We start from the raw sequence: 11,525 nt of genomic DNA, 5'->3' as shown, positions 1-11,525 counted from the left end.
TACATATGACAATACATCATAGCCTTACCGTAGTTATAAATTGTCGTTCTCATCTTTTTGTATGGACAAATATAGATATACTATACGGAAGTTGTAGTATTTATTTAAAAAAAGGTGATTTTTACCTTTATATTACATAATCTCTGCCTCCGGATAGTATTATGAAGCTATTAAATAATAGAGGCATAATATATTTTTATGAATTATTTCTTTAAAAGGCAGTTGTTGATTTCAGTTGTTCTATAAAATAAATAAGCCTGTCGTTTTTATAACTTGACAGATATATTTAAAACGTCTTGTCAATAATTTAATAAAAAGGCTACTATTATAAAAAATATATAATTATCCCTATCTTACATAAAAATCAATCTCGTCTATTATTAATTATTTTTATGAAAAAACATTTACTTATTATTCTTGCAATTATCTGTTTGGGAACAGGAGTTGCTTTTGCACAAAAATCAACTATTAAAGGCACTGTTACTGATGCCGCCAGTAAAGAGGCTATACCAGGCGCCTCTGTACGAATTAAAGGAAGTTCAATCGGTACTTCTACGGACGCAAACGGACAGTTTACAATTTCGGCTTCTGCCAGTGACCAATTGGTATTTTCATACACGGGGTATAAACCTTTAACCATTACTGTGGGTAACAACCTTACTGTTGATATTAAAATGGAAAAGGATATTAATACACTTAGCGAAGTTGTTTTGATAGGCACACGTTCCGCCGGGCGAGTTAAGCTTGAAACAGCAGTGCCGGTTGATGTAGTTAATATTGCAAAGGCATCGGTGAGTACAGGAAGGCTTGATATAACGGACATTTTAAATTACTCTGCGCCGTCCTTTAATTATAACAAACAATCCGGCTCAGATGGTGCCGATCACGTTGAGTTAGGAACATTGAGAGGTTTGGGCCCCGATCAAACTTTAGTGCTGATAAACGGTAAACGCAGGCATCAAACCGCTTTTGTTTCGGTATTCGGCACAAGAGGTCGCGGTAATTCTGGTACCGACCTTAGCTCGATCCCTGCTGCTGCAATTGACAGGGTTGAAATTCTTCGCGATGGCGCATCAGCACAATATGGATCAGATGCAATTGCCGGTGTAATTAACCTTGTGTTGAAAAAGACTGTAAATGAGTTTACCATAAATGGTGGTTATTCAGGTTACTACGATCCGGAGTTTAACAGCCGCAATGCGCTTGCAAAAGGCCAGTATCCGCATGGCGGAGCAATTGATGGCAATGCTGTTGCGTTTGACGCTAACTATGGCATAGCATTAGGAAAAAACAATGGATTCATAAATTTCTCTGCGGACTATGCCAACAACGGCAAAACCTACCGCCAAACGCATGACACCGCTTTTTCAAACCCTAAAGCACTACCGCTTAATAATGTAAGACGCGCCAATGGTGATGGTTCGGCAAATAGTTTTGATTTGTTTTTTAATAATGAGTTGCCAATTGCCGGAACCCGTACAACTTTTTACAGTTTTGGCGGATACAGCCGTAAAAATTCTGATGACTATGCATTTACCAGGAACTTTTCGGGTTCGCCGGGGCGTTTTCCAACTGATGCAAGTGGAAATCTTATACCTGTACCGGGTATCATAATTAATACACCTGATGGCGATAGCTATTACAATCCTATTATACAAACACACAACACTGATGCATCTTTGGCATTGGGATTAAAAGGAACTGTCGGGAAGGATGTAGACTGGGACCTGAGTAATAATATAGGTAATAACTCATTTCATTTTTTTGGTGATAAAACCTTTAATGCTTCATTAGGTGCTGATAAGACCCATTTTGACGATGGCGGTTCACAGTTTTTGCAAAATACAACCAACTTAAACTTTAGCAAACATTTGAATGATGTATTTGCAGGTTTAAATATTGGCGCAGGCGCCGAATACAGGTACGAGCGTTATAAAATTAACGCAGGTGAGCCAGATTCCTATTCAAATTATAATGAAGCCAAAGCTACAGGTTCACAGGGATTCCCGGGCTATCAGCCAACGGATGCTGTAAATGCCCATCGGTCTGTTGAAGGTATTTATCTTGATCTGGAAGCGGATATTACCAAAAAATGGCTAATAGATTATGCAAACAGGCTTGAACATTATAGCGATTTTGGATTTAACTACAGCACCAAGTTTGCTACACGTTATAAAATAACTGATAATTTTAACATTCGCGGTTCTGTGGGTACAGGTTTCCGTGCGCCATCTTTGCAACAGATCAACTACAGCTCGTCATTTACCAATGTCCAGGGCGGCGTTATTTCTGAAGTGAAAATTGCACCAAATTATAGCCCTATTACAAAGGCAGCCGGCATTCCCAACCTTAAACAGGAAACATCAACCAACGCCGGGATAGGGTTTACCTATAAACCCATCCCTGAATTAAGTATCACTACCGATGGCTATTTAATAAAAGTTAAAGACCGTGTTGTTCTTTCGGGGCAATTTAGCGCAAGCGACAATACGCTCGACCCAACACTTTTAGCTGCGCTTAATGCCTTGCACGTTTCTGCAGCCCAGTTTTTTGCTAACGCTGTAAATACTACAAATACCGGTTTGGATGTAGTAATTGAGTATAACAAAAAAATAGGGGATAACCGGATCCGGGTCTTGTTCGCAGGCAACTTTCAGCACATGAAGATCAATAAAATTAATTATCCCTCAAAATTGAGTGGTACTGATCTGTTAAAGCAAACATTTTTAAGCGACAGGGAGCAGAAATTTATTTTAGCGTCAGCGCCTCCGCAAAAGCTTTCATTAAACCCGGAATATGGGTATAAGAGCTTAACCGTTGGCACACGTTTTACTTATTTTGGTAAAATAGTATTGCTTGGATACGGTCAAAACTTTGATGGGATCCATCCCGTTGTGCCTTTGGACGCTGATGCCAACACAACAGTGCCTGATCAGTATAATTATAGCGGGAAGGTTGTCAGTGATCTTTATTTTACTTATAAATTAAGTAAATCAGCTCATGTTTCAATAGGCAGCGATAATATATTCAATGTACATCCTGAACTTGGGGCTGTACTTGCTGCTAAGGGCTATGCTTATAATAATGAGACCGGCGGACCTTTTGATGCTGTGCAAATGGGACAAAATGGACGCCGTTTATTTGCAAGGATCGGATTTAACTTTTAGGAATTATTTATAAATAGTAAAAGCAAAGCCGCACAAAATTATTGGGCGGCTTTGCTTTTTTATAAGTCTTTTATGGTTATCGGTTGATCTCGTAATTTTAGGATGAACTAAGTTTACTTAAGCTCACACATTCAACAGCAGCGTACTCTCGCGGCTTATTACATCAGCAATGCTGGTTTCTGATAATATTTTTACGGTAGCATCCCTAACCTCAATAAATACATCGCGGATGCCGCAGGTTGTTTCCTGGTGGCACTCATCACATTTGTGGTAAAAGTTAAGACTGGCGCATGGTACCATAGCTATAGGGCCATCGGTAATCCGCATTATTTGGACAAGATATATGTCCTTGGGGTCTTTATTAAGGCTATAGCCACCGCCCGCACCTTTTTTACTGTAAAGGAAACCTGCATTGCGCAAATCCAGAAGGATCTGTTCAAGAAATTTTTTGGGGATCCGTTCCTCCTCTGCAATCTTTGATATTTGCATTGGCGGTTTATCTGCATTTTTCCCCAGTACTACCAGGGCCTTAATTGCATACTTTGTTTTTTTCGATAGCATATTTAAAAATAGCGCATACAAAGATAAGTAAAAGAATTTGTGTTGTTTAATATTGCAAATACCTCCATACCTGTCACGTAAAGATAAATGTTTTATTTTAAGCTAAGTTTTGAATATGATTTGCGGCTCAAAATTAATATTATATTTGCAATGCTAAACCGCTATTGCATGAAGTTGTATCTACCCGCCTTAATTTTATTAGTTTCAATTATTGCAGGATGCTCAAAAAGCAAGATACCAGGGCCAATCACAACCGGGGATGACAATAAAGTGAAATTTGAAATAGCAGGTGGAAATAATCAGGAAGATACGATTGGAAGGATTCTTTCTGATACAATAAAATTGAAGGCAACTAAAAACGGGATCGCATTAAATACTTATTTTATTGAGTTCCGCGGCTCGGGATGTAATGATGATCTGCCAATACAGGGGTATATGAATTCAGATGGTATTTGCCGGTATATGTACCGCCTTGCCGGGAATACAGGCGCTCAAACCTTAAAAGCTACGTTGCTTGATCCTGATAAAAAAAGGATCGATTCGCTAGTGCTTAATTTTACCGGGGTTGCCCCTGCACAGGGGTGGCATCCGGTAGCGTGTGTGCCATTTGTTAGCGCTATGAAATTTTGTAGGCTAAGCAGCGGTAGATTATTTGCCAGTTTTACAGAAGGGCAGTACTTAAGGTATTCAGACGATAACGGCATCAGTTGGAATGCCGCCAAGAGTTTAGGGAATAAACATAACATTGTATCGATAAAATCAGACAGTAAAACACAACTGGTAGCCGCTGCGTTGAACGAGGGGATTTATTATTCCGGAGATGCTGGCGACACCTGGAAGTTTATAGGATCGCCCCTGGCCTCATTTGAATCATTTGTAGATATGAATTATACACCGGGCGGCAAGTTGTTTTACACCGCTAACACCGGAACTATCTATTTGTCAGAAAATAACGGAACAACCTGGAGTAAACTGCGTTTAGGGGAACCTATAGCCCCGCTTACAGACCCCTGTGAGGCCAATAATGGCGATTTTTGGATAAACGCCGACGCTCTGGGTGCCTTTAAATCAACAGACAAGGGTGCCACCTGGACAAGGCAATATGACACCGACAGCCATTATGGCGAGGTAATCCAATCACTCTACATCGATAATACGACGGGATGGATATACAAAGGCAGAAATGACAATAATAACGGCGTGTTTTTTTCTAAAAACAATGGCACGTCATTTAATCATCTTTTTATAACCAACAACTTACCTATAAAAAACATTGAAGTTGTAAATGGCGTTGTATATTTTAGTGATGGTTATCAATTATACACGATTAACGGTGTTAACAGCTTTATTAAATTGTTCTCCAGTAATGGATCTACTAGCAGTGATTATATAGTGGCAAATAATGGTAACATTGTTGCCGGCAATAACAATTATCTTTACTTTTTCAAAAAATAAGTTTAGCAAGGGATGGGAATTTTATATAAAAAATCGTTCCTCAACATGTTCCTGCAAAAGCATCAGTTCATCACCTACACCAATCTCTCCTTCGCCTTCATGTACAAGGTTCTGCCCGAACAATATCTTGTTATCTCTAAACCGATAAGATGCCAAAGTTTTTAAAGGTTCTTTTCCTTTTTTTGCGGTTTCCTGGTTAATAGTGGTAATAATGCATCGGGCACAAAGTTTTACTCCATAAAAATCAACATTGCCAATTGAAAAATGGCCGTACTGATCTTCTTCAAAAGGCTCACCACCAGTAAAAACTATATTTGGCCTGAAACGGTTCATGGGTAAAGCTTCAGCAAGGCGGCTATTAAGATCATCAAGCGATGCCCGCCCAATAATTAAAAACGGATAAGCGTCCGAAAAAGAAGTGACTGCATTTTCGGGCGCGTACCGCTGATCAACTATGCGTTTAGTATCATCAGGCATATAAACCAAACGGCAATTTATTTCCAGCATTTCACTAAACCATCTGTCTGCTTCATCGCTTACAAATTCGGCAATGCATGTATCATCCCAAATAACCACCTCAGTACGATTTGCGGAAGGCAAAGGTGTTAAAGGAATTGTTATTGACGTATTATTTGTTTTATGGGCTATACGTAATCCGGTATTTTCAATTGAGGGCTGCAATTGGGACATTTGCGGATACTCCCGTTGAGTTAAAAAGCGATTGTTTTTGTCAACCAGCAAATATCGCCTGTCGTATTCAAAACCTTTCGCGGTGATCCGTGCTTTTTTAACAGCAATTCCCGCAAGTGACTTTATTGGATAAATGTATAGTTCGCTTACCTGCAACATTTTCAAATTTATAAAAAGGACGTCTAAAATTAACTGCGCTAAATAATTTAGTTTGAATATTTCAATTTCATAAAGTAAAGTATGCCTTGCATTTTAAGATTATTTTATATTTGATCATTCTTTTTCAATCCAATTTATGAAAACCAACTCTTTAAATCGCATCAAACTGATAGCTGTTTTGCTTGCCTGTTTCTTTTCAACGGATAAGATCTATGCACAATTATTATTCCCTCAAAAACCGGGAGTAGTTTCCTACACCTATCGCAAATATTTTGAAAAGGATGTGCCGTCAACCCTTGATATGATTAAAGCAAATGGGTTTACAGATATTGAGTTTTCAAATCTTTTTGGCAAAACCGCTCCCGAACTAAGGGTGTTGCTTGATGAGAGAGGTTTAAAATGTTCTTCATTTGGAGTGGGTTATGAAGATTTTATTAATAAAACTACGCAGGTTGCTCAAAACGCAAAAGCTTTAGGCGCTGATTATGTTAGAGTTGCAGGAATCCCACATAAAGGCACATTTACGCCAGAAGAAGCACAACGGGCAATCGACGATTTTAACAGAACCGGAAAGTTACTTAAAGAGCAATATGGTTTATCGTTTGTGTATCACAACCACGGGTTTGAATTTGAACCATACAAAACCGGTACGCTGTTCGATCTGCTTGTTGAGCAAACCAACCCTGAATATGTGAGTTTTGAATTGGATGTTTTGTGGGCATTTTTCCCAGGACAGGATCCTGCGAAATTGCTTTATAAATACCCCGGCCGTTTTAAACTGATGCACTTAAAAGATCTTAAAAAAGGCGTAAAAGGGGATCTTTCCGGCGGCACCTCACAGGACAATGATGTTGCACTGGGCACCGGGCAAATGGATATCCCTGCAATATTAAAAGCAGCAAAAAAAGCCGGAATACAACATTATTATATTGAAGATGAGAGTAATAATATTATAGAGCAAGTTCCTGCAAGTATTGCCTATTTAAAAAGTTTAACCGAATAGGTTGTTAGTTATATACCATTTAACCTGTGGTTATTAACAAAAAAACCTTTTATCTTAGAACATAAGACTATTTTCCTATTTTAAACCGCCCATTTACTAAATACGTTGCTTATGATATCATCCGATTTTAATTATAAGGCTACACCCGATCATACTTATGATGCCATTGTTATTGGCTCAGGTATTAGCGGTGGCTGGGCTGCTAAAGAGCTTTGCCAGGGTGGGTTAAAAACGCTGGTTTTAGAGCGCGGCAAAAATGTGGTGCATTTAAAGGATTACCCAACGGCCACTAAAAATCCGTGGGATTTTAAACACCATGGTTATATGCCTTTAAAGGTAAAAGAAGAAAACCCAGTGGTTAACCGCTGTTATGCCTTTGATGAAAGTACGGAGCATTTTTTTGTAAAAGATAAGGAGCACCCGTATATCCAGCAAAAACCATTCGATTGGATCCGCGGTTACCAGGTTGGGGGTAAGTCGCTGTTATGGGCAAGGCAAACCCAGCGCTGGAGCAAGTATGATTTTGAAGGCCCCGCCCGTGATGGCTTTGCTGTCGACTGGCCCATAAGATACGACGACATTGCACCATGGTATAGCTATGTTGAAAGTTTTGCCGGGATAAGCGGTAATCATGATGGATTGGAAACCTTGCCGGATGGTGAATTTTTACCCCCGTGGGAAATGAATGTTGTAGAAAAAGTGATGCAGAAAAGAATAATGGATAATTACAAAGACAGGAATGTAATTATTGGAAGATGTGCACATTTAACAAAACCTAAAGAAGTGCACCTGGAACAGGGCAGAGGGCAATGCCAGGCCCGGAATCTTTGCCAGCGGGGATGCCCGTTTGGTGGCTATTTTAGCTCAAACTCATCAACCTTGCCCACAGCAAACAAAACCGGGAACCTGACTATTTTGCCTGATTCTGTAGTGCACTCCATAATTTACGACGATAAAAAAAAGAAAGCCACAGGAGTTAGGGTGATTGATGCACATACCAAACAGGCAACCGAATACTTTGCCAAAATAATTTTTGTTAACGCGGCGGCATTAAATACCAATTTAATATTACTCAATTCCAAATCATCACGTTTCCCAAATGGGTTAGGTAATGATAATGGCTTGCTGGGTAAATACATCGCATTTCAGAACTACCGGGGTTCATTATCAGCCAGGATGGAAGGGTATGAAGATTCTTACTATTACGGAAGGCGGCCTACTGCTGTGATGATGCCTAATTTTAGGAATGTGCGAAAGCAGGAAACAGATTTTTTGAGGGGATATATGGTATTTTATACTGCTACACGAGGGGGTTGGGGACATCATACCGAAGGGCAACAGGTAGGAGGGGCCTACAAAGACGCAATTTCAGAAGCGGGGGACTGGGGTATTTATATGATGATGCAGGGAGAAACCATCCCGAAGGAAACGAATCGTGTTTATTTAAATAAGGATCAGAAAGATGATTGGGGGATCCCATTGCTAACCATCTCTGTTGATTATGATGATAATGACGAAAAATCAATGGAAGACTTTTTGCAGCAGGGGGCGGAAATGCTCGACAAAGCTGGCTGTAAAAACATTAATCCTAATGATAGCAGGCAAGCTCCCGGACTTGACATCCATGAAGTAGGTGGCGTGCGGATGGGGCGCGACCCTAAAACATCGCTTTTAAACCAGTGGAACCAATTGCATGCCTGTCCGAATGTTTTTGTTACTGATGGTGCTTGTATGACATCAACCGGAACACAAAATCCGTCGCTTACCTTTATGGCAATAACTGCCCGTGCAGCAAATTATGCAGTTAATGAAATAAAAAAAGGTAATCTTTAGAAACAATTCTGATCAAAACGCATCAAACTAAATAAACCTCAAAAACATGTTAGTAACCACAAGTACAACCTTAGAAGGATATAAAATAACCCAGCAATTAGGGATTATAAGAGGGATCACTGTTCGATCGCGCGGTCTGGGCGGCAATTTTATGGGTGGACTTCAAACCATATTTGGCGGCAGGAACACCATCTATACTGAACTTTGCGAAACCGCCCGGGAAGAAGCCTATCAGCTTATGATCCAGCATGCACAGCAGCATGGCGCCAATGCTGTTATAAATATGCGTTATGATGCCAACGAGGTATTGCAGGGTGTAACAGAGGTATTGGCTTATGGAACTGCTGTAGTTGTGGAGAAGATATAGTTTAGTTGATTGAGTTGGTTAAGTTGAATAGGTTGATTGAGTTAGGAAAGTATTAACTTAATCAACCACTCTCCTAATCAACTTAATCAACTCAAATTGCTACTTTTGCAGGCTCAATAAGCGCTATGCAAAAAAGCAAACTTACGCTCTATATTTTTATTGCTCTTATTTCGGGGGTAATAGCCGGTTACCTGTATAATGTGTACGTAATAAATACCATTAATACCCGCATAAGCGCTGCCGAAGCTAATATCAAAGTTATTGATGCTCGCTTAGCTACTTTAAAGGATAGTACAACAGCTGATTTTAAGCTGTTAAAATCCAACCGGACAGTTCAGGTCTCTCTTCGTAAAGCCAGTGACGATCTGCGCGAAGATAAACTGGAAGGGTTTAATATTTTAAGTAAGATCTTTCTGAACCTGATAAAAATGATTGTTGGCCCGCTGGTGTTTTCTACATTAGTGGTTGGGGTGGCAAAGGTAGGTGATATTAAAGCTGTTGGCCGGATAGGCGGCAAAACATTGTTGTGGTTTTTAAGTGCCACATTGGTTTCGTTACTATTAGGTATGCTACTGGTAAATCTTTTTCAGCCTGGAATAGAAATGCATTTGCGTTTACCCGATAGTCATTTAGCCACTGGCATTAAAAAATCAGGGATCTCTTTAAAAGATTTTGTTGATCATGTGTTCCCCAGAAGCTTTTTTGAGGCGATGACTAATAATGAGATCCTGCAAATTGTTGTGTTCTCTATCTTCTTTGGGATAGCCACTGCCGCAATTGGTGAAAAAGGCGAGATTGTTATTAAAGCTATGGATGCCATAGCACACATAATATTAAAAATAACCGGTTATGTAATGATGCTTGCGCCTTTAGCTGTATTTGGGGCCATTACGGCCATTATAGCGAAGCAAGGATTGGGGATCTTATCAACCTATGCAATATTTATAGGAGAGTTTTATTTCTCGCTCACAGTACTTTGGATGGTGATTATTTTTGCCGGTTTTTTGGTATTGCGCCAGCGGGTTTTTACTTTGGTGAGCAGAATAAAAGATGCCATGCTGATAGCTTTTAGTACATCAACCAGCGAAGCAGCCTATCCAAAAGTATTGCTTGAACTGGAACGTTTTGGCTGCAATAACAAAATAGTAAGTTTTGTTTTGCCGCTCGGTTATTCATTTAACCTTGATGGTTCTATGATGTATATGACCTTTGCCTCATTATTCCTGGCGCAGGCATATAACATGCATTTATCATTAGGACAACAAGTAACCATGCTACTTATACTGATGCTTACCAGCAAAGGCGTAGCAGGTGTTCCAAGGGCGTCTCTGGTTGTTATTGCGGGTACATTGCCCATGTTTAACATCCCCGAAGCAGGGTTGGCATTAATTATCGGTATCGATCCCTTACTTGATATGGGAAGATCAGCAACCAATGTATTAGGAAACGCCATGGCTACTGCAGTAGTGAGTAAATGGGAAAACGAATTGAAAGAATGACATTAATTTAATAACAATATATCTAATCTCTAATTAACTAATCTCTAATCAACTAATATCCATGTCTGATAAAGCAAAAAAAATATTCCTTATTTTAACCATAGCTGTGCCATTTTTGATGTATTGCGTGTACTATTATGGCCGGATGATAAAAAATGCGCCTTATAAATTTACCGAGTTTAATTCATTCGTTATTCAATATGGCACAAGCGATAGCCTTTTAAATAAGTACGATTCAAAAACAGGGGCATACCAATATTTAAACAAGCATGATTCGCTGGTGAAAATGAACCTGCTACTCACAAAAAGCGATCTGCTTTATTTGCACAGAAAAGCTGCCGACCTTGGTTTCTGGGATTTTCCTTCAAATGAACTTGGCGATACTTCAAAATACAAAAGTGCAAAACCGGTGCGTTACTACATTGAGTTCAACTACCAGCGTAAAAGTAAAAAGGTATTGTTTGATGATGCATTTGATGGCGACTCGCGGTTAAAGGACGCCAATAAAAACCTGATAAATGAAATTATGCACGTTTTGGCAGATGCTGAAGATAGAAAGAAAAAGTAATTGAGGTGTTGTTTATTGCAATATGTATTCCTATATTTGCACCTCGAATTTTAAAACAATAATTAACAAACAATGTACGCAATAGTAAGTATAGCAGGACAGCAATTTAAAGTTGCAAAAGACCAGCAGATCTTTGTACACAGGTTACAGGGTGATGAGGGCGCTAGTATTGAATTTGACAATGTATTGTTAGCTGAAAACGAAGGTAAATTTAAATTAGGTT

The 11,525-nt window shown here is 39.4% G+C and carries 10 protein-coding genes; 8 read left to right on the top strand and 2 right to left on the bottom strand.

Annotation, left to right across the window (positions count from 1 at the left end):
• Positions 1–392: 392 nt before the first annotated feature.
• Positions 393–3,167: a TonB-dependent receptor gene (locus JWQ54_RS04430; RefSeq protein ID WP_299580815.1), complete on the top strand. Its 2,775-nt coding sequence runs from the start codon at positions 393–395 to the stop codon at positions 3,165–3,167.
• A 123-nt stretch (positions 3,168–3,290) separates the two neighbouring features.
• Here JWQ54_RS04430 and JWQ54_RS04425 read toward each other — a convergent pair whose 3' ends face one another.
• Positions 3,291–3,728 (bottom strand): Rrf2 family transcriptional regulator, encoded by a 438-nt coding sequence (locus JWQ54_RS04425; protein WP_299580812.1) that lies wholly within the window; start codon positions 3,726–3,728, stop codon positions 3,291–3,293.
• A 168-nt stretch (positions 3,729–3,896) separates the two neighbouring features.
• Here JWQ54_RS04425 and JWQ54_RS04420 point away from each other — a divergent pair, with 168 nt between their 5' ends.
• The gene (locus JWQ54_RS04420) at positions 3,897–5,183 is read left to right on the top strand and encodes a hypothetical protein (RefSeq protein ID WP_299580809.1); all 1,287 of its coding nucleotides are present in this window, start codon (positions 3,897–3,899) and stop codon (positions 5,181–5,183) included.
• 21 nt (positions 5,184–5,204) lie between these two features.
• On the opposite strand, the gene JWQ54_RS04415 is transcribed toward JWQ54_RS04420, so the two are convergent.
• On the bottom strand, positions 5,205–6,032 hold the full coding sequence (locus tag JWQ54_RS04415; RefSeq protein WP_299580806.1) for an MOSC N-terminal beta barrel domain-containing protein: 828 nt from the start codon (positions 6,030–6,032) through the stop codon (positions 5,205–5,207).
• A gap of 136 nt (positions 6,033–6,168) precedes the next feature.
• Between JWQ54_RS04415 and JWQ54_RS04410 the strand changes: the two genes are divergently transcribed.
• From JWQ54_RS04410 to JWQ54_RS04385, 6 genes are all read left to right on the top strand, one after another.
• Complete coding sequence (locus tag JWQ54_RS04410; protein WP_299580803.1) at positions 6,169–7,035, top strand: sugar phosphate isomerase/epimerase; 867 nt, start codon at positions 6,169–6,171, stop codon at positions 7,033–7,035.
• Between the two features lie 111 nt (positions 7,036–7,146).
• A complete protein-coding gene (locus JWQ54_RS04405; protein ID WP_299580799.1) occupies positions 7,147–8,868 on the top strand; it encodes a GMC family oxidoreductase in 1,722 nt (573 codons plus the stop codon).
• A 46-nt stretch (positions 8,869–8,914) separates the two neighbouring features.
• Positions 8,915–9,235 (top strand): YbjQ family protein, encoded by a 321-nt coding sequence (locus JWQ54_RS04400; protein WP_299580797.1) that lies wholly within the window; start codon positions 8,915–8,917, stop codon positions 9,233–9,235.
• Between the two features lie 125 nt (positions 9,236–9,360).
• On the top strand, positions 9,361–10,734 hold the full coding sequence (locus tag JWQ54_RS04395; RefSeq protein WP_299580795.1) for a dicarboxylate/amino acid:cation symporter: 1,374 nt from the start codon (positions 9,361–9,363) through the stop codon (positions 10,732–10,734).
• A 61-nt stretch (positions 10,735–10,795) separates the two neighbouring features.
• A complete protein-coding gene (locus JWQ54_RS04390; RefSeq protein ID WP_299580792.1) occupies positions 10,796–11,302 on the top strand; it encodes a hypothetical protein in 507 nt (168 codons plus the stop codon).
• 72 nt (positions 11,303–11,374) lie between these two features.
• Positions 11,375–11,525: bL21 family ribosomal protein (locus tag JWQ54_RS04385; protein ID WP_299581394.1), on the top strand; the 151-nt coding region annotated here is incomplete at its 3' end.

Origin of the sequence: Mucilaginibacter sp. (assembly GCF_028288225.1) — a bacterium.
Taxonomy (GTDB): domain Bacteria; phylum Bacteroidota; class Bacteroidia; order Sphingobacteriales; family Sphingobacteriaceae; genus Mucilaginibacter.
The sequence above is the reverse complement of the archived record's forward strand: the minus strand, read 5'-3'. Positions and strand labels throughout refer to the sequence as shown.

Bases quoted from the DNA above. Each gene is read 5' to 3' on its own strand.
- JWQ54_RS04390 (WP_299580792.1), top strand. From the start codon at position 10,796: ATGTCTGATAAAGCAAAAAAAATATTCCTTATTTTAACCATAGCTGTG.
- JWQ54_RS04415 (WP_299580806.1), bottom strand. From the start codon at position 6,032: ATGTTGCAGGTAAGCGAACTATACATTTATCCAATAAAGTCACTTGCG.
- JWQ54_RS04410 (WP_299580803.1), top strand. From the start codon at position 6,169: ATGAAAACCAACTCTTTAAATCGCATCAAACTGATAGCTGTTTTGCTT.
- JWQ54_RS04400 (WP_299580797.1), top strand. From the start codon at position 8,915: ATGTTAGTAACCACAAGTACAACCTTAGAAGGATATAAAATAACCCAG.
- JWQ54_RS04425 (WP_299580812.1), bottom strand. From the start codon at position 3,728: ATGCTATCGAAAAAAACAAAGTATGCAATTAAGGCCCTGGTAGTACTG.
- JWQ54_RS04430 (WP_299580815.1), top strand. From the start codon at position 393: ATGAAAAAACATTTACTTATTATTCTTGCAATTATCTGTTTGGGAACA.
- JWQ54_RS04420 (WP_299580809.1), top strand. From the start codon at position 3,897: ATGAAGTTGTATCTACCCGCCTTAATTTTATTAGTTTCAATTATTGCA.
- JWQ54_RS04405 (WP_299580799.1), top strand. From the start codon at position 7,147: ATGATATCATCCGATTTTAATTATAAGGCTACACCCGATCATACTTAT.
- JWQ54_RS04395 (WP_299580795.1), top strand. From the start codon at position 9,361: ATGCAAAAAAGCAAACTTACGCTCTATATTTTTATTGCTCTTATTTCG.